The 18,444-nt window shown below is 59.1% G+C and carries 19 protein-coding genes; 6 read left to right on the forward strand and 13 right to left on the reverse strand.

Annotated features, from left to right (window positions below):
* Positions 1–240 precede the first annotated feature (240 nt).
* Entirely contained in the window at positions 241–1,200 is a 960-nt protein-coding gene (locus C7436_RS11890) for a DMT family transporter (protein ID WP_121207965.1), read from the forward strand.
* Here C7436_RS11890 and C7436_RS11895 read toward each other — a convergent pair.
* From C7436_RS11895 to C7436_RS11915, 5 genes are all read right to left on the reverse strand, one after another.
* Positions 1,125–1,700 (reverse strand): gamma-glutamylcyclotransferase, encoded by a 576-nt coding sequence (locus tag C7436_RS11895; RefSeq protein WP_023011391.1) that lies wholly within the window; start codon positions 1,698–1,700, stop codon positions 1,125–1,127. The two genes, C7436_RS11890 and C7436_RS11895, sit on opposite strands and share 76 nt — an antisense overlap.
* A 35-nt stretch (positions 1,701–1,735) precedes the next feature.
* Positions 1,736–2,368: a MarC family protein gene (locus C7436_RS11900; protein WP_022991362.1), complete on the reverse strand. Its 633-nt coding sequence runs from the start codon at positions 2,366–2,368 to the stop codon at positions 1,736–1,738.
* Between the two features lie 85 nt (positions 2,369–2,453).
* Positions 2,454–3,452 (reverse strand): 23S rRNA pseudouridine(2604) synthase RluF, encoded by a 999-nt coding sequence (gene rluF / locus C7436_RS11905; protein ID WP_022991363.1) that lies wholly within the window; start codon positions 3,450–3,452, stop codon positions 2,454–2,456.
* 95 nt (positions 3,453–3,547) lie between these two features.
* The gene (locus tag C7436_RS11910; RefSeq protein ID WP_022991364.1) at positions 3,548–4,690 is read right to left on the reverse strand and encodes a sterol desaturase family protein; all 1,143 of its coding nucleotides are present in this window, start codon (positions 4,688–4,690) and stop codon (positions 3,548–3,550) included.
* Between the two features lie 203 nt (positions 4,691–4,893).
* The gene (locus C7436_RS11915; RefSeq protein ID WP_121207966.1) at positions 4,894–6,477 is read right to left on the reverse strand and encodes a flavin-containing monooxygenase; all 1,584 of its coding nucleotides are present in this window, start codon (positions 6,475–6,477) and stop codon (positions 4,894–4,896) included.
* A 169-nt stretch (positions 6,478–6,646) separates the two neighbouring features.
* Here C7436_RS11915 and C7436_RS11920 point away from each other — a divergent pair, with 169 nt between their 5' ends.
* Positions 6,647–7,285 (forward strand): TetR family transcriptional regulator, encoded by a 639-nt coding sequence (locus tag C7436_RS11920; protein ID WP_113879338.1) that lies wholly within the window; start codon positions 6,647–6,649, stop codon positions 7,283–7,285.
* Between the two features lie 24 nt (positions 7,286–7,309).
* Here the strand turns inward: C7436_RS11920 and bamE are convergent, their stop codons facing one another.
* Both bamE and C7436_RS11930 read right to left on the reverse strand, forming a co-directional pair.
* Complete coding sequence (bamE, locus tag C7436_RS11925) at positions 7,310–7,621, reverse strand: outer membrane protein assembly factor BamE domain-containing protein (RefSeq protein ID WP_041655220.1); 312 nt, start codon at positions 7,619–7,621, stop codon at positions 7,310–7,312.
* 150 nt (positions 7,622–7,771) lie between these two features.
* Positions 7,772–8,884, reverse strand: coding sequence for an NADH:flavin oxidoreductase (locus tag C7436_RS11930; RefSeq protein WP_121207967.1), 1,113 nt, complete (start codon positions 8,882–8,884; stop codon positions 7,772–7,774).
* A gap of 89 nt (positions 8,885–8,973) precedes the next feature.
* Here C7436_RS11930 and C7436_RS11935 point away from each other — a divergent pair, with 89 nt between their 5' ends.
* The gene (locus tag C7436_RS11935; RefSeq protein ID WP_113879339.1) at positions 8,974–9,444 is read left to right on the forward strand and encodes a winged helix-turn-helix transcriptional regulator; all 471 of its coding nucleotides are present in this window, start codon (positions 8,974–8,976) and stop codon (positions 9,442–9,444) included.
* A gap of 157 nt (positions 9,445–9,601) precedes the next feature.
* Complete coding sequence (locus C7436_RS11940) at positions 9,602–10,315, forward strand: OmpW/AlkL family protein (RefSeq protein WP_121207968.1); 714 nt, start codon at positions 9,602–9,604, stop codon at positions 10,313–10,315.
* Between the two features lie 101 nt (positions 10,316–10,416).
* On the opposite strand, the gene C7436_RS11945 is transcribed toward C7436_RS11940, so the two are convergent.
* Positions 10,417–11,748, reverse strand: coding sequence for a DEAD/DEAH box helicase (locus tag C7436_RS11945; RefSeq protein WP_113879340.1), 1,332 nt, complete (start codon positions 11,746–11,748; stop codon positions 10,417–10,419).
* A gap of 346 nt (positions 11,749–12,094) precedes the next feature.
* On the opposite strand from C7436_RS11945, the gene C7436_RS11950 reads away from it, so the two are divergent.
* Positions 12,095–12,934 (forward strand): TlpA disulfide reductase family protein, encoded by an 840-nt coding sequence (locus C7436_RS11950; protein ID WP_113879341.1) that lies wholly within the window; start codon positions 12,095–12,097, stop codon positions 12,932–12,934.
* Here C7436_RS11950 and C7436_RS11955 read toward each other — a convergent pair.
* Together C7436_RS11955 and C7436_RS11960 are read right to left on the reverse strand one after the other, a co-directional pair.
* Complete coding sequence (locus C7436_RS11955) at positions 12,909–14,213, reverse strand: hypothetical protein (protein ID WP_121207969.1); 1,305 nt, start codon at positions 14,211–14,213, stop codon at positions 12,909–12,911. The genes C7436_RS11950 and C7436_RS11955 overlap by 26 nt on opposite strands.
* Positions 14,214–14,307: 94 nt before the next feature.
* Positions 14,308–14,676 carry a MerR family transcriptional regulator gene (locus tag C7436_RS11960; RefSeq protein ID WP_121207970.1) on the reverse strand — a complete coding sequence of 123 codons (369 nt, stop codon included), beginning with the start codon at positions 14,674–14,676 and terminating at the stop codon, positions 14,308–14,310.
* Positions 14,677–14,755: 79 nt separating this feature from the next.
* Here C7436_RS11960 and C7436_RS11965 point away from each other — a divergent pair, with 79 nt between their 5' ends.
* The gene (locus C7436_RS11965; RefSeq protein WP_228198124.1) at positions 14,756–15,826 is read left to right on the forward strand and encodes an SDR family oxidoreductase; all 1,071 of its coding nucleotides are present in this window, start codon (positions 14,756–14,758) and stop codon (positions 15,824–15,826) included.
* Between the two features lies 1 nt (position 15,827).
* Here the strand turns inward: C7436_RS11965 and C7436_RS11970 are convergent, their stop codons facing one another.
* From C7436_RS11970 to C7436_RS11980, 3 genes are all read right to left on the reverse strand, one after another.
* A complete protein-coding gene (locus C7436_RS11970) occupies positions 15,828–17,354 on the reverse strand; it encodes a flavin-containing monooxygenase (protein WP_022991374.1) in 1,527 nt (508 codons plus the stop codon).
* A 116-nt stretch (positions 17,355–17,470) separates the two neighbouring features.
* On the reverse strand, positions 17,471–17,761 hold the full coding sequence (locus tag C7436_RS11975) for an encapsulin-associated ferritin-like protein (RefSeq protein ID WP_011787234.1): 291 nt from the start codon (positions 17,759–17,761) through the stop codon (positions 17,471–17,473).
* 78 nt (positions 17,762–17,839) lie between these two features.
* The gene (locus tag C7436_RS11980) at positions 17,840–18,412 is read right to left on the reverse strand and encodes a YgjV family protein (RefSeq protein WP_113879346.1); all 573 of its coding nucleotides are present in this window, start codon (positions 18,410–18,412) and stop codon (positions 17,840–17,842) included.
* Positions 18,413–18,444: the final 32 nt, after the last annotated feature.

Raw genomic sequence — 18,444 nt, forward strand, 5'->3', positions numbered from 1 at the left:
GCTTGTTATCTAATTTTCTAATGAATGGGGAATATTGATCATTTTATCGGATAGTTAAGCACGCCTAGAATCCACATCCAAGGTCAGGGGGTGTGTCGGCGGACTTGCTTCCGAAAATGTTCGTAGCCATGGATGGCGGAGACAAGCGTACAGGGATGTACTAGCAGCGGTTTTCGGAAGCAAGTCCGCCGACATACCCGTGCACTCAAGTTAGCGGATTTCAGGAAAAGGAGCACCACAGTGTCAGGCAAAACCGTAAACAGCGCCATTCTGCTGCTGGTCATCGGCAACGCCATGGCCATACTCTCAGACGTCTTCATCAAGCTCCTGGACCCCGGTGCCCCCGTCTTCCAGTTCGCCTTCCTGCGCTGCGTCCTCACCCTGGCGTTCCTGCTCCCGCTCGCCCGCAAACTCGACCGCAACAACCTCTTCGGCGGCCTGAAAATCCACGCCATCCGCGCCCACATCCATCTGGTCGGTATCGTCTGCATGGTGGTGGCACTGACCAACCTGCCACTGGCCACCGCCAACGCCCTGTTCTACGCCGCGCCCATCCTGGTGATGGTACTGTCCGCCGTATTCTTCAGCGAAAAACTGACTCCGCTCAGTGTGACTGCTGTGTTCAGCGGCTTTGCCGGCATCATCGTCATCCTGCGACCGGTGGACTTCAACTGGGCCGTCATCGCCGCCCTCGGCTCTGCCTTCGCCCTGGCCATCAACGCCGTCATGGTGCGCCAGTTGCCCAAGGAACAAACCACCGTCCACAAACTGTTTCTGAACTACCTGCTGATCGTCCCGGCGGCCGCCGCCCTGGCACTCTGGGAAGGCGCGGCCTGGAACCCGCAAATCCTGATCAGCGCCGCCGGTTCCGCCCTGTTCATCCTGGGCTACAACATCACCGTGTTGCTGGCCTACCGGCAGGTAGATGCCAACCAGGTCACCAGCGCCGAATACACCGGGCTGATCTGGGCGGTCGCCATTGGCTGGATCTGGTTTGGTGAGGTACCCGACCTGTGGTTCCTGGCGGGCAGCCTGATGATTGTCGTACCGCTGGTACTGATTGGCCTGCGGCACCGGAAGCGGTCACTCGCCCGGGGATTCAACCCGGCCGAGCAGGCAACAACTCAAGGGGTTGGCAATTCGTCAGCCCGCAGACAGGCCTCGATGGCAAAGGTGTGTGAACAATCATCACCCAGCTGACGCAGCGAATCCGCCAGCCTGAGCAAATACTCCGAATTGGGGCCGCTAGGCCCCGTGGCGAGGGCAATCTGCCGCGCAATATCTGCTTCCGGTGCCTCGCCTAGAAAGGCCTCATTGTCTTCCGTAGCGATGTACACCAACCCCTCGGCATGACTGCCATCGTCAAAGGTCATGGTGGTACTGAAGCGCAGATAGCCGTTCTTTTCCCGCACATCCAGATACTCGAAGACGTTGGGTGACACCCGATAGGCTACGCCCTTGCATACGGCATCGGGCTGCTCAATCAGCGTGACCACCCGCCCGGGCGCTTCGGGGGTGCCACGGTGATCATGAGAACCCTGCCAGAACCGACGAGCCCAACCGCGAATGGCTGCCGGGCGCTGCTCCAGGAAGGGGAAATCCACTTTGTAGATCAGCGAGCCATAGCCGAAGAGCCAGATGGCCTCGATGCCATCAAAATTGAACCGGCTGCGATTATGCTCAATGGTGTTCGCGGGCATGACTCATCCCATCCAGAAATAACGACCGGATTGTCTCAGGCGCCCGAGGTACTGGCAATGAAGCCGGCAATACCGGTCAGCACGATTTCTGCCGCCATCGCGGAAAGAATCAGGCCGCTGATCTTCGACATAATGTTCAGGCCGGTCTTGCCCAACGCTTTCTCCAGATAACCGGACAAGCGAAGCAATCCCGCCAGAATCAGCAAGCCCGACACCAGGCCCAGCAGACCACCGGCCACTTCTGGCACCGCTTTAAGCTCGGCGCCGTAAACCATGATGGCACCAATGGTCGCCGGGCCAATCATGACAGGAATGGCCAGGGGTACCACCGCGATGTCATCCCGATCCTCTTCGGGCAACCCGGTGGCGTGGTTACGGGTGCCACTGTTCACCAGACTGATGGCGGTGAGGAACAGCAGGCTGCCGGCACCGATGCGGAAGGAGTTCAGGGTGATGCCAATGGCGTTGAACAACAGCGGGCCGGCGAAGAACAGGATCACACCCAGAATAAAGGCCGAGACACAGGCCCGACGAATGATGGAGGTTTTCTCCGCCATCGAGAGCCCCCGAGTGAGGGCCAGGAACATGGTGACCACGAAAAATGGCGCCAGCAGGAACAGGAATCGGATGGTGCTGCTGAGATAGGTAGAGAAAAACGTTTCAAACATTCGGGCAAATCCGGCACAGGGTTAAAGCCGGTAAGCATAGCGCCCGAAAGGCTTTTTTGCCGTAAGGAAGAGAACCTATGGGTACTCAACGTTTCTTGATGGACGGCTTGCGGGGCTTGCCCGGTTTCGATGGCTTACCCTTGGACCCCGGATCACGACCACCCGGCTTTGGGCCGCCACCGGGTTTACCAGAGGGCCGTTTACCGGGCCCGGAACCGGGGCCTTTTCGCCCTTTAGCAGCCGGTGACTTCCCGCCAGCTTTTGCGCCAGCCCGCGCCGGTTTGCCTCCGGGCCCCGGGCGAGCGCCCCTCGCACCCGCCAGCTTCTTCCGGGGCTTGCTGCCAGCAGGCTCCGTGGCCTCGGACGAGGAATCCCGGATGGCATCGAACAGTACCGCCAGTTCCTTCTCCGTCAGATCCCGCCAGGCACCCACCGGCAACCCCTGCAGACTGACGTTCATGATGCGCACCCGCTCCAGCCTGGCCACCTCGTAGCCAAAGTACTCCGCCATACGGCGAATCTGGCGATTCAGGCCCTGAACCAGGGTAATGCGGAACACAAACCGGGACACCTTTTCGACCTTGCAGCGCTTGGTCATGGTCCCCAGAATCGGCACACCGTTACTCATTCCCTCTACGAATTCCCGGGTGACCGGCTTGTCGACCGTGACCAGGTATTCCTTCTCGTGATTATTGCCGGCGCGCAGGATCTTGTTCACCAGATCGCCATTGCTGGTCAGGAAAATCAGCCCCTGGGAATCCTTGTCGAGCCGGCCAATGGGGAAAATCCGTTCACTGTGGCCGACAAAACGCTGGATGTTGTCTTTCTCCGCGCTGTCGGTGGTGCTGACAATACCCACCGGTTTGTTCAGGGCAATGAACACCAGATCTTCTTCGTCTCTCGGCTCCACTACCTGGCCGTTGACCTTCACCACATCTCCGGGCAACACCTGATCGCCCACCTGGGCCCGGCGGCCGTTGATGTGCACGTTGCCCTGCTCGATGAACCGGTCGGCATCCCGACGGGAGCACATACCGCTCTCGCTGATGTATTTGTTCAGTCGGGTTGAGGTTCGGTTGACCATAACATCCTGCCGGTTTCAGATGATGGGTGAATGCGAGCCGGGCAGCACGCAACCCGCGCATCATCCCATTGCATCACCGTGACGGCAACTGCCGGTCACCGCCTGCGGAACGGGTAGAACAGCTGCCGCAGATAGGAACCCGGCAGTTTCTGGGTTGTGCCATACTCCGCTGGCCAGTGCGCTTTCGGGAAATGATAGGTGCCGAACAGCCGGTCAAAGAGCACCGTGTGTGCTGAATAATTGGTATCGATGGCAGGCTTCTCTGAGCTGTGGTGCCAGTGGTGGAACTGCGGCGTTACCAACAGGTACTTGAGCGGCCCCCAGGGCACATTGAGATTGCTGTGAATGATGATGGCCTGCAACGCGGCAAACGTGACGTAGATATCCAGCGCTTCCTTGCTGGCCCCGAGCAGATACAGGGCCAGCATAACCAACCCACGCTCAATAAATATCTGAACCACATGCGCACGGGAACCGGCCAGCCAGTCCATGGTTTCCACCGAATGGTGGACGGCATGGAACAGCCACAGCCGCCGGACTTCATGGAATACCCGATGCTCCCAATACAGCACGAAGTCGGCCACCAGAATCAGCAAAACCACCTGCAGCCATAGCGGCGTGCTCTGGATAGCCGCCTGAAGACTGTCGCTGGCCACCCATTCAAAGCGCGTTACCAGGAAGTTGCCAAACAGCAGAACCGCTGAGATCAGCAGGTGATTCAGGCAGAAGTAAAAGAAATCCAGCCCCCACTGATCCCGCAAGATGACCTGCTCCCGATACTTCGGAAAGAGCTTCTCCAGGCTGGTAAAGACAATGGTGGAACCCAGAAAGGCCAGAATCAGCCAGTCCACGCCGAGCGACAATGGTTTCGGCTCCACCGGCCCGACCGGGACGTTGTAGCCACCCAGGGCAAACGCGATCAGCGTCATGGCAATACCTGCAGCGCCAAGCCGTTTGCGCCGATCAAGAATGAAGGTGGTAATGCCGAAAAACAGGGAGAACCACATACCGTACTTCAGGACATCCTGAAGCGCCTCGGCATCATACGCGGCACGAAGATCAGTGGTGGTCAGATAGGAAGGGAACAGGTAGGCGAGCACCGCCGCCAGGCTCAAGCCACCGAGAAATATCGAAAAATACCCGGGGATTCGTCCATTCCGAAAGCGAAGTTCTTTTTCCGGGCGGGGCACTACCACCCGCTCGCGGTACTGGTAATCGGTATCCTGTTCCGTATTCATGCGTTCCCTGCTGAAATTTCAGGCTTAGCAACAAGCGCCGAATAACCAAGGGCGCCAGTTCATGATCCGTGTTCCAGTGGATCGGGGTGCTTATGGTATTTCAGGAACGCGAAAACTACCAACCACTCGTTGGGGTGGTGTGGCTTACATCAACCTCATAGCGCCCGAAGCATCCTGACTCGGGCGCATCATTATCTACCGTTTTAACCAGCCAATGCCGGCTCCCCACCCTGCTCCATCACCTCCGCCGATTCACACACATACTGCTCGGCATCAAACCGCCGGGTCTGCTGTCGGAACTGCCAGGTGAAGCCCGGCCACAAGGTGGTGTTCTTGCCGTTCTCGTTCACATACCAGCTCTTGCAACCGGTCTGCCACACGGAGTCGCCCAGTTTGGCGTGTATAGAGGCGTTGTACTGGCTGTAGGCATACTCTTTCACTTCCACGCTCTTCCAGCCTCTGTGGTCCATCTTCTTGATGGCATCCAGCACGTACTGCACCTGGGACTCGATCATGTACACCATGGAGCTGTGGCCCAGCCCGGTGTTGGGGCCCATCAGCATGAAGAAGTTGGGGAAACCGGCCACGGTGGTGCCTTTGTAGGCTTCCGCACCCTCACGCCAGGCGTCGAGCAGATCCTGGCCCCCACGGCCGAAGATCATGCCCCGGGGGATGGGTTCCTGGGCTTTGAAGCCGGTGCCATAGACAATGCAATCCACCGGGCGCTCGGTGCCATTGCTGTCAATGATGGTGTTACCTTTCACTTCGCGAACGCCGTCCGTCAGTACGTCCACGTGTTCCTGGTCCAGGGCCGGGTAGTAGTTGTTGGAGATCAGCACCCGCTTGCAGCCGAAGTGGAAATCCGGCGTCACTTTCTTGCGCAGTTCCTTGTCCTTGATCTGGTTGCGGATGTGTCGACGGGCCTGCAACTCACCGACTTTCAGAATGCGCGGGTTACCCACGAAGCCAAGCACCCGGGCTTCCAGCATCCAGTAAATGCTCTGGCGGAACGCATTCAGGGTTTGCGGGAACCGGCGGAACATGGCCCGCTCCAGTGGCCGTATTTCCCGGTCAGGCTTGGGCATGATCCAGGGCGGCGTACGCTGGTAAAGGTCCAGATGGGCGGCGTCTTTGGCAATTTCCGGCACGAACTGGATGGCCGAAGCACCGGTGCCGATAACCGCCACCCGCTTGCCACGAAAATCGTAGTCATGGTCCCAGTTCTGGGAATGGAAACTGGCCCCTGTGAACGTGTCTATGCCCTTGATCTCCGGATACGCGGGGGTGCTCAGGCCGCCCATGCCGGACACCAGAATCCCACTTCGCAGCTTGCGGATTGGCGGCAGGGCCTTGTCGCTGCGATCCAGTTCATCCCCGGGCTTCAAACCTTTCTTTTCCATGTAGTCCCAGAGTTTTGCACTGTTGCAGGTTTCCACAACCCAGCCCGAGGTGGCCTCATCCCAACGGGCACCCGCCACGTGGGTATTGAAACGAATGTGATCCATCAGGCCGTATTTCTCGGCGCAATGCCGCAGGTACGCCTGAATCTCCGGCTGGGGAGCAAACATGCGGGTCCAGTTCGGATTCTGCTCAAAAGAGAAGGAATACAGCGCAGATTGAACATCGCAGGCGCAACCCGGGTAGTGGTTATCGTGCCAGGTGCCCCCGACATTGTCGCTCTGCTCCAGAATCACGAAGTCGTCAAAGCCGGCCTCTTTCAACTTGATGGCCATGCCCAGGCCGGAAAATCCGGTGCCGATAATGGCGATCTTGGCGGTTTGTTTCATTGCTGCACTCCTGTGTGGCCTGAAGGGCCTTGCCTGTTGTTGTCGGTGTGGTCATCATGACCAGTAGACACATGTATACCGGTCAAAGTAGACACCTGTATACCCACTCGCACAGGAATGGCCCTGAGTGACAGGTTGTTGGCCCAACGCCCAAAGGAAACACGACTCGATGCAACGACTTGCCGGCGGAAAACTGAAACTGGTCCAGGCCGCTCTAAGGCTGATTACCCAAAGCCGTAGCCTGACCTCTCTGGGCCTGCGGGAACTGGCCCGGGAGGCGGGGTTAAACCCGAACACCTTTTACCGACACTTCCGCAATCTGGACGAATTCGGTTTGCAGGTGCTGGGGTATATCGCCGAGGACATGAAAGCCGGCGTGCGGCAGTTGCGGCAGATGGCGGATTCCTCGGAACAGGCCTCCCACGACACCGTCACCTTTGTGTACCACTACTTTCTGGCCAACCCGGCGGCAACCACGGTGGCGGTCAGGGAACTGCACGGCCCGTCGCCCGTGTTACGCCGGGCTCTCGAAGCACAGCTGGACGCCAGCGCCCGGGAAATGGCCGAGGATATTCTGGAACGCGGGCTGGTGCCCGGTGTCGATGAGGTGGTGGTACAGGAGATTTCCAACATGACCATCCGCTACATCCTGTTCCGGGCCATGGACTATATCGAGAAGCCCGAGCAGCGGGAGCGGATTCAGGTGGAAACGGAGCGATTCATCAACCGGCAGTTCCGGGGGGCATTAATCGAGGAACTGGATTCCGGGCAGATTCTGGCGCTGAAACAGGCGCCGGCCGCTGACTGAGGTCATACCGGCGCCCGGGCGCTTTTATTCGGTGGTGTTGTATACGTAAGAGGATACGGTGCCGTCGTTATTGAAACGGACCACCAGATCCGTGGTTTCATCGTCACCAAAGGCGGACCAGCGATACTTGCCGTAAGTCCAGGTGCGCTTGCCGTCTTCAATACCGGTGCGCCAGGGCTCACCGAACATCTCCTGTATCTCGGCGCGGGTCGTCTCACCGATCGTTATCTGGTCGACATTATGAGTCGCAAAATCCCGGCCTACGCTGGCGCAACCCACCAGGGTGACCAATACCGCAGCCAGCCCAGCCAGTTTAAGATGACGCATCAAAGCCATATCCAACTCCTTGTCTGGTGAATAGCAACAATCTGCCTACAGCATAGCGTTTCTGGCGATTGCTGCGATTACGAACCGGACAGATTTCAGACCCAAAAAAGCCGCGGGCCCGAGGGCGCGCGGCAGGCACGATCGAAGGGGTAAGTTCGATCAGTAGAGTTTGGCCAGAGACTTCCTGGCGAAGGCTTCCACTTCGTTCAGGCGGCCTTCTTTCACTTTCACCAGCCACTCAGGGTCTTGGAGCAGGGCACGGCCAACGGCGATCAGATCGAATTCACCGCTGTTCATGCGCTCAACCAGCTCATCGATGCCAGACTGCTCGACCGACTCTTTCTTGCTGGCGAAGGTGCCGCTGATGAAGTCTTCGGTCAGGCCCACACTGCCAACCGACATGGTCGGTTTACCAGTGATCTTCTGGGTCCAGCCGGCCAGGTTCAGATTGGAACCTTCGAACTCCGGTTCCCAGAAGCGGCGGGTGGAAGCGTGGAAGATGTCGACACCGGCCTCCGCCAGAGGCTTCAGGAAGCGCTCCAGTTCCTCGGGGCTATTCACCAGTTTTGCTTCGTAGTCCTGCTGCTTCCACTGAGAGAAGCGCAGCATGATCGGGTAATCCGGGCCCACGCGGTGGCGCACTTCCTCGACGATTTCCACCACAAAGCGCAGGCGGTTTTCCAGGCTGCCGCCGTACTCATCGTCGCGCTGGTTGGTGCCTTCCCACAGGAATTGATCCAGCAGATAGCCGTGGGCGCCGTGGATTTCCACACCGTCGAAGCCCAGAGCCTTGGCATCCTGGGCGGCATCACCGAAAGCTTTGATCACGTCCTGGATGTCTTCCCTGGTCATGGCCTTGCCGTTGGGCTTGCCAGGCGCAAACAGGCCTGAAGGGCTGTAACCGGGAACAGAGGGATCCGGCTCGATACCTTCCTTGCGTACCGCGCCCACGTGCCACAGTTGCGGGAAAATGGCGCCGCCGGCTTCGTGCACGGCATCCACCACTTTCTTCCAGCCCGCCAGGGCTTCGTCGCCATAGAAGGCCGGTACGTTCGGGTAACCGTTGGCAGCCGCGTGGTTCACGACAGTGCCTTCGGTAATGATCAGGCCAACACCGGCCTCGGCGCGGCGGCGATAGTAGTCCACCACATCCTGACCGGGTACACCCTTAGGCGAGAAATTGCGGGTCATCGGCGCCATGGCTACGCGGTTGCGCAGCTTGAGGTTATGAAGTTCAAACGGCTCGAACAAAGGACCAAGATTCATACTCATGTGATGTGCAACCTCATCAATTTGGTTTCGTAAAGCAACCCTATTAAATCCGGTTTCAAAATGCAACCCTATTCGGTACACTCCCCTACATGGCCAGAAAACGTTTTGATGACTCCAACTGCTCCGTCGCCCGCGCCCTGAATGAAGTGGGGGACTGGTGGTCGCTGCTGATTGTGCTGCACGCTATGTACGGCACCCGCCGGTTTGTGGATTTTCAGCAGCAACTGGGGATTGCCAAGAACATTCTGTGCGACCGACTGGCCAAACTGGTCGACAACGAGGTCTTGCGCAAAGTGGATGTTGGCGAGCACGGCTCACGCTTTGAGTACCGGCTCACTGAGAAAGGCCGCGACCTGTTCCCGGTGGTGGTGGCTCTGCGCCAGTGGGGCGACAAGTGGAACCCGTCTCCGGACGGCCAGCCCCTGGACCTACGGGACCGCGATAGCGGCCAGCCAATACAGCCAGTCACCGTGCAGAATACCCAGGGTCAGCCCCTGTCCATTCGGGACGTATTTGTGCCCAGCGATGAAGACAATCCCCTCGACGAAGCCCAGGGCTGACCATCCGCAATAGCCGCATTCCCACCTTTTCTTGAGTTGAATCAAGACTTATTGGCCAGTCGCGCTGCCTTCCGCCATTTCTTGCGCTAAATCAAGATTGCCTGTCCGGATGTCATTACATTTAAGCCATCGATCTTTCATGGATAAGGAGATGGCTATGTCTCGTGGTTTTAAACTCAGTGTTCTGGCTGCGGCCGTAATGGCAGTGGCTCCTGCAGCTCAGGCTTTTGAAGCGGGTGATTTTGTTCTGCGTGCGGGTGCGGTTCACGTCGCGCCGGATGACTCCAGTGATTCCATCACCGTAGGCGGCGCACCGCTGCTGGGAGCTGGCGTGGATTCCAAAGTCAGCGTTGACACCAACACCCAGTTGGGCTTGCGTGCGACTTACATGATGACCAACAACCTGGGTATTGGCTTGCTGGGCGCCACTCCGTTCAAGCACGACATCAACGGCGGCGGCGATCTTCCGGGCGACCTGAACCTGGGCGAAACAAAGCACCTGCCACCGACCCTGACGCTGCAGTACTTCCCAATGGCAAGCTCCTCAGCCTTCCAGCCATTCGTCGGCGTGGGTGTGAACTACACCGTGTTCTTCGAAGAGAAAACCAGCAGCAATCTGGATAACGCGTTGGGTGTGGCATCTAGCGAGCTGGAACTGGACGACAGCGTTGGCGTCGCCGTTGAAGTAGGCATGGATTACATGCTGAGCGAGAACTTCGGTCTGAACGCCGCGATCTGGTGGGCCGACATCAACACCGACGCCAGAGTCGATGTGTTTGATGCCAACGGAACCAAACTGGCAGAAACCGATGAATTCGAAGTCGAAATCGACCCCATGGTCTACATGGTAGGTTTCACCTACAAGTTCTGATCCGCACTCCCGGTAGCTCCCACGGTCTGTCGGCTACCGGATGGTGCGTTCTCCTGCGCGGGGCTTCGGCCCCGCCTTTTTTATGTCAGGAGAAACGGTTTTCAGGCGCTCTGGCGTTGAGCCGGGCGACCACTTCTACCCTGCCCCTGGCCACGGCCCTGTCCTTCGCCCTGACCACCACGGCCACGACCGCCGCTACGACCAGTCGGCTTCGGGCCAAAGCTCTTACCATTGCCACCCTGAGGGCGACGATTCCGCGCCTTGCTCGGGTCTGCTTTGGCCTTGGGCTTCAGCGGCAGGTTGTTTTTCGGCTCGAAGCCTTCCACTTCCTTGCGCGGAAGCTGCTTCTTGATCAGCTTCTCGATACCCGCCAGCAGCTTGCCTTCGTCAGCACTGACCAGTGACAGGGCATGGCCACTTTCACCGGCACGGCCGGTACGACCAATGCGGTGCACGTAATCTTCCGGCACGTTCGGCAGTTCAAAGTTCACCACTTGCGGCAGCTGTTTGATATCCAGGCCACGGGCAGCAATGTCGGTGGCGACCAGTACGCGCACTTCACCGGCTTTGAAATCCGCCAGGGCACGGGTACGGGCACCCTGGGACTTATTGCCGTGAATGGCGGCAGCCGTGATACCGTCTTTCTCCAGCTTCTGGGTCAGGCGGTTGGCGCCGTGCTTGGTACGGGTGAAAACCAGTACCTGATCCCAGTCGTTGTCACGCACCAGCTTGCTCAGCAAGGCTGTCTTCTGGCTCTGGTCAACCGGGTAGACGGACTGCTTCACTTTCTCGGCGGTGGTGTTACGGGCCGCCACTTCCACCTGCACCGGGTTATCCAGCAGGCCCTGGGCCAGGGTGCGGATTTCGTTGGAGAAGGTGGCGGAGAACAGCAGGTTCTGGCGCTTGGCCGGCAGCAACGCCAGGATCTTGCGAATGTCGCGGATAAAGCCCATGTCGAGCATGCGGTCGGCTTCGTCCAACACCAGAATTTCCACTTCGTTGAAGCGCACCGCGTTCTGCTGGTACAGGTCCATCAAACGGCCCGGTGTGGCCACCAGTACGTCCAGACCCTTGCGCAGCTTCATCATCTGCGGGTTGATCTTTACACCACCAAAAACCACAGCGGCCTTGGTGGGTACGTATTTGCTGTAAAGGTTCACGCTATCGTGTACCTGGGCGGCCAGCTCACGGGTGGGAGTGAGAATCAGGGCGCGGGGGCCTTTGCCAGTGCGGGGGTTTTCCGCCAGGCGCTGCAACAAAGGCAGGGTAAAACCAGCGGTTTTACCCGTGCCGGTCTGGGCCGCGGCCATTACGTCTTTGCCAGACAGCACCGCGGGAATCGCCTGCTGCTGGATGGGAGACGGGGTTTCATAACCCTGATCGGCGGTGGCACGGACCAGCTGCTCGGACAAACCGAGAGAAGAAAAACTCATATACGATGTACTCTTGATTGATTCTGCCTCCACGAACACCGTCGTCGGCGAATGCGGGCAGATGCCATGAAAGTCATGGAATAAAAGACGACTACGGTCACGCGCCGGGTTCGGGGTGACGTCCTCTGACAGGTCGTATGAAATGGTTCGCAAGGCGGCTTTAAGCCGGAAACTGCGGAATCCCTAGAGGCAGGATGCAGGCACGGTAACAGAGCACCCGGCAAATAGCTATAGGTGGTTTTATTGGCCGGCTTTCATTTTCAGGGTGATAAATGGAACTCTGACAGGGCCCGGCGGTCATTAGCCGCCGTATGCTACTAAAAACTCACCGATTTCCGGAGATTCCATGCTCAGCGTAGGCATCGGCCCCCTCAGCCTGTCCATCGGACACCTGCTTCTCGTTCTGGCCTTCGTGGTTGCCCTGGTGGTTGGCGCCCTGATCGGCCGGAAAGAGAAAACGCCGGTGGCCGGTACCCTGGCCGATATCTTTCTGGTGGCCATGGTCAGTGCCCGCATCGGTTTTGTGGTGCGCTACTTCAGCGAGTATCAGGGCGACTGGCTGGGCATGATCGACATCCGCGACGGCGGGTTCGACCTGGTGACCGGCCTGATTGCTGCGTTGGCCTTCACCGGTTACCTGATGTGGAAACGGGCGGCCATACGCCGGGCGCTGGGCTCGGCGGTCGCGGCTGGCCTCATCATCTGGGGCGGTATGTCTGGCATTATTGCGCTGATCAACCAGCAAACCCGGGGCCTGCCGGAAGTGGCCCTGACCGATCTGAACGAACGCCCGGTAGACCTGGCCAGCCTGGCCGGTGACAAGCCCACGGTGGTCAATCTCTGGGCCACCTGGTGCCCACCATGTATCCGCGAGATGCCGGTGCTGGAAGACGCCCAGCAACGCTACCCGAACGTGAACTTTGTGTTCGCCAATCAGGGCGAACATCCGGAAACCATCCGCAAGTTCCTGATGGCACAGAACCTGAACCTGAGCCACGTACTGAGCGACAGGCAGAACCGGTTTGGCCGGGTAGTTGGCAGCCACGGCTTGCCCACCACCCTGTTCTACAACGCCGAGGGCCACCTGGTGGATACCCATATGGGCGAACTGTCCCGCGCCAGCCTTGCCCGAAGCCTCGAGCGCTTCGACCCGGCTTACCTCAGGCCAGCCACAGGGTCAGACTGAAGCCCAGAAGACTGGCGGCGCAAAGACCCGACAGCGACAACGCCAGGCTCCAGCGAAACGAGGCATCCCTTGTCCGGTATCCGGTCAGCCGTTCCATAATTAACGCATTGGCCGCAAAGGGCGTGCCGAAGGCGGTAATACCCCAGCCAGTAACCATGGCGATGGCCAGGCCGAGCTGAGCTGCGCCCGGCCACAGCGAACCCAGAATACCGCCAATGAGGGTAGCAATAATAATCGGGTTCATACCCGCCAGTCCGGCAGCAAAAAACACCCAGGGTACACCGGCCGCCAGCAGCGCCCAGAGCCACACAGGCAATTCCGGCTGACCGCTGATCTGGCCCAGTACCACGCCACTGAGCACCGCCCCGATAAACGCCGAGCCACCAACAATGGCCAGCTCATTGCTGACATTGGCCATGCTGGCCAGGGGCGGATTTTCCCGCTTTAACCAACCCATAATCCGGTACAAGAGCACCGCTGCCAGACAGCTCAAGGCCACCGCATGGGCATAACTCAACCCGAACCGGTGGCTGAGCCAGAGTACCCCCACGCAGATCGCCAGAATCAACCCACCAAACCGCAACCAGCTACCCGCGCCAGCACGGTTAACGCTCCGTTCTGTGCTTTGCAACGGTTCCGGTTCTCGCCAGTGCAGCCCCGCCAGCACCATCAGCACGGAAAACGGTACCGCCAGTAACAACAGCGAAAGCAGACTCACCTGCGGCAACAGCGTCAGGGTCAGCACCACCGAAATGGACAGGGGCGAAAACATGGGGGCGACACCAAACCCTCGCAAAACAGCCCGGGTGGTATTGCGGGTAGATTCGGAATCGCCATTGCGACGGATACGCTCGCCCACCAGGCTGCCCACCACCGCCACCGAACCAAAGTTCAGGGGAACAGACACCAGCGAAGTGCCGAACGCGAGGCTGAGGTATCGGGCCAGCGGCTTACCACCAAACAGACTGACGGAAATCTGTTGCAGGTCCTCGGTGCGGGCCAGCACATTCGACAGCAGCATCACCGCCAGCATCAGGCCGGCCAGCCGGGTCATGTTGCCGGATGCGGTCTCAATCAGCTCCGGGTCATAGCCCAGGGCAAAAACCAGCATAACCAGCGCCACGACAAACACCACCCGGGGCACGTTGCGCATGTCCTGCCAGCCCAGCAAGACGGTCGCACCCGCGGCGGCAGCTCCCAGATAGGTCATACCCGGCAGGCTCGCCAGAATGGCAGAGAGTAAGGCAACGTAGGCTAACGCGGAGCGAAGTGGCAGCAAGACCGTTTCCCGGACAGATCAAAGGAACCCGAATAGATCGTCTATGTTAAGGAAGCTACTTTTACCGCGCCATCAGCAATTATGAGGATGGCCATCAAACCAGCCCGTGCTCCCTGGCACTGGCTTCCAGGCGGGCCTGCTCCTGCTTCAACAACTTACTGACGGCCTTCAGCTCACGAATCCGGGCATCCACCAGGGTCCTCTTACGGGCCATCACCGCCGCACCCTGCAGGCAATCAATCCGGTCCGAGCGAACCGCATCCAGCAACTCACGGATTTCGTTCAGCGAAAAACCCAGGCTTTTGAGTTGCCGCACCATCGCAACACGCGCGACGGCCTGCTCCGGGTAGTCCCGATAGTTGTTCCCGCTGCGGCCCACCTCCCGGATCAGACCCTGTTTTTCGTAGTAGCGCAGGGTATCCCGGGGTATCCCGGTGCGCCGTTCCAGTTCCGATATCCTCATGCCAAGCACTCTCCCTGTTGACCTTCGAGCATACTCCATACTTTAGGCTGCGTTCGACTCAATGAACAAGGAACGCACCATGACCATCCTGATCACCGGCGCCACCGGTTTTATTGGTAAATATCTTTGCCTCACCCTGATGCAGCAGGGGCATGACGTGAAAGCACTGACCCGCTCCAAGTCCAGCCTGAAACAGCTCACCGGCTTTCTCGAACAGCAGGGCGTCGCCATGGAGCGGTTTTCCGCCCTGGAAGGCGATCTGGAAGAGCCGGATCTGGGGCTGGTCACCTTACCGAGCGGCATCGAATGCATCGTGCATCTGGCCGCCCGGTTCGCCTGGAACCTGCCCGAGCACGAGGCCCGTCACACCAACGTTACCGGCAGTCTTCGGGTGGCGGAACTGGCCCGCCACCTGAACTGCCGGCTGGTGTTTATTACGGGGTTCATGCTCGCCAACGAGGCACACCTGTCACGCCAGGGCATTCAACTGAGTCACCCGGAGCAGACCGACTGGACCCAGGTGTACCGGCGGGCCGGTGGCTATGAGGCGAGCAAACTGGAATCCGCATTCCGCTTGCGGAAATTCGTGGCAAGGCACGGGCTGAATGCGGTCGAAGTACAGCCAGCGACGGTGGCGGGCCACGGATCAACGGGGGACCTGGACCCGGCCCAACCGCTGTACAGCTTGCTCGACAACCTCTACCACGGACGACTGGCCATGATTCCGGGGTCGCCAGAGCACTGGTTGCCATTGATTCCGGTGGATAGCCTGGCGCAACTAATTGCAACGGCCTGCACGGCCACTCACGTACCCGATACGCTGTTGGCGCTGGACCAGAACACGCCCAACCTGGCGGGGCTGTTACAGGCTGCGGCGCAACTCCTGGGCAAGCCGGGCCCCCGCAGGCATCTTCCTATCGGCGTGATGAAAGCTCTGCTGGCCATACCTGGCTTGCCCGGGCTGCTGAAGGTGGCCCCGGAGTCCCTGGCGTTTATTCAGACCTGCCGTTTCGACACCTCCCGCACAGAGCAGTTTCTGGCGCAGCAGAACGTGCAACTACCGCCATTCGCTCAGTACCTGGAGGCAAGCTGCCGACACTACTGCCAACGTCTCGGTGTCGGCGGAGGAGCAGTAACGATCGGGGCCTGACTCAGGCCCCGAACAGCGCCGAGCGAAGCGGGCGAAGGAAACCGGATGAACGGCCTTCGCTCGCGCGACTGGGTTGGCCATCAAATTCAAGATAGCCGTCTTCAATGGGATCGAAACGCAGGATCTTCACATCCTGCAGATAGTTCTGGGAGGCTTTCCACGGGCCGTGGGTGCCCTGACGCGGCAACCGGTCTTCTGCCCGCTTGATGTAACCCGCGTCGAGGGAACCGAGAATGGTATCGTCTCCTTTACTGTTCTCGGTATCTCGTGCCACGGCCACCTGATGGCCGTTACGATCCATGTGATTGATCAGCCGGCACAGGTACTCACTGGCAATATCGGCTTTCAGGGTCCAGGAAATGTTGGTGTAGCCAAAGATCATGCCCGCGTTGGGTACGCCTTCCACCATCACATTCTTGTAGATCACCTTGTCCTTGAGCGCCACCTCCTGGCCATCCACCCGGGGCGTGATGCCGCCCAGCATCTGGATGTCCAGGCCGGTAGCCGGAATGATGATGTCGGCTTCCAGCTCTTCACCGGACTTCAGGCGAATGCCGGTTTTGGTGAAGCGTTCGATATGATCGGTCTTGATGGAGGCGGTGCCGGCTTTAATGGCCTCAAACAGGTCGCCATCTTTCACCACGCACAGGCGCTGGTCCCAGGGGTTGTAGTCCGGGCTGAAGTGACGCATGTCGGCCTTGCCTTTGAGCTGCCGTTTGATCACCGACAGAAAGAGCCGGCGCATGGCTTTCGGGCTCTTGCGCGAACGCTCATAGAGCAGCCGGGAAATCGAAATGTTGCGGGCACGGGTTAACCGGTAGGCCGTCTTTTCCGGCAGCACTTTCTGCAGCGCCAGGGTGACTTTATCGGTTGACGGCAACGGCATCAGATAGGTAGGCGAACGCTGCAGCATGGTAACGTGTGCGGCCTTCTCTGCCATAGTGGGCACCAGGGTAATTGCCGTGGCACCGCTGCCAATCACCACCACCTTCTTGCCCGAGTAATCCAGATTCTCCGGCCAGTGCTGGGGATGGACGATCTGCCCCTTGAAGTCCGCTTCGCCCGGGAAATCCGGTTTGTAGCCCTGGTCATAATTGTAGTAACCGGTGCAGCCCACCAAAAAGCTGGCGGTGTAGGTTTCCTGATCGCCGGTCTGCTCGTTCTCAGCGGTCAGAGTCCAGCATTTGTCGGTGCTGGACCAGTCCGCAGTCTTCACGGCCACGCCGTAACGAATGTGGCGCTCGACATCGTTCTCTTTCGCGGTTTCCGCCACGTAGTTTTTGATCGACGCGCCATCGGCCAGCACCTTGCCGCCGGTCCAGGGCCGGAAGTTATAACCAAAGGTGAACATGTCGGAATCCGAGCGGATACCCGGGTAACGGAACAGATCCCAGGTGCCACCAAGGGACTGGCGGCGCTCCAGTATGGCGAAACGCTTGCCGGGGCATTCCCGTTTCAGGTGACAGGCCATGCCAATGCCGGATACTCCGGCGCCAATGATCAATACATCATAATGCTGTTTAGCCATATCCTGCCCTCTCGGAATCCGATCCGTTTCTTGTAATCACGTGTAGAGAATCACGATAGCGCAGGCCGACAGCTCCGGGAATTGGCCAATCTGCGCTCAGGATATGGCTGTTTGAGTCAGTCGTGGTGACCGATTGGCCCCTCTTTGAACAGGAATTCCCGAAGGTACTTGTCCATGGTCGGATCCTTCCGCCGAATCCACTCAAGCACCATGGCCGCGTGTTCTTTCTCCTCGTCGCGATTGTGTTCAAGAATCGCTTTGAGTTCCGGATCCTTGCAGGCATCCACCCGCTGGTTGTACCAGTCAACGGCTTCAAACTCTTCCATCAGCGAACTGACGGCCCGGTGCATATCACGGGTGTCGTCTGTCAGTTCACCTACCGGCTCATGATAACTGTCGTTTGCCATGCATCACTCCTGATTGGCGGTTACGAGGTGCCCATTGGCACCCTTAGACCATAGCCAAAGCCAGCGACGACGACAAACTTACCCGCGCTCTTCTCCCGACCTTGGCGCCTGCAGATCAAGCCCGGGATATTGTTTCTGCAGCCGGTACAGCCGGATGATGGTAATGATGTTGGTAACCAGCACCATACCCTCAGCCAGGGTACCGCCGACGGATCCGATCACCAGGTTATTGAGCATCCAGGCCAGCGCCGCCAGCCCCAGAACAATACGCAGGGGAATACCCCGGAGCATGAACATGCCCACGGTGCCGAGAACGGCGGCGGTGAGGGGAAACACATCGGTAGCAGACGTCCAGGTTGCCCAGGCCACCAGCAGATTGACCACCAGCATGACCGCCATGATCAATCCGTTGCCCTGGTACCGGCGCGCCAGGGCGATGCGCAGGATCACCAGTACCGTCAGGGCCGCCGCCGTCCAGCTCTGAAAGAACGCGAACATCAGGGCGAAGGCCACATTGGCCGAAATCAGCAGGACCAGCAGGCGGTCGTCGTTCTTGTTGGCAAAACCGGCAATACAGAACCCCAGGGCCACCAACCCACACAGCTGCCCCAGCCCCTGGCTGAGCGTAAGCCCGGCAACCAGTTCTGTCATAGCGGTAATCCCCTCTCCCGATGCTGCGCCCC

This window comes from Marinobacter nauticus (genome assembly GCF_003634635.1).
GTDB classification, from domain to species: Bacteria; Pseudomonadota; Gammaproteobacteria; order Pseudomonadales; family Oleiphilaceae; genus Marinobacter; species Marinobacter nauticus.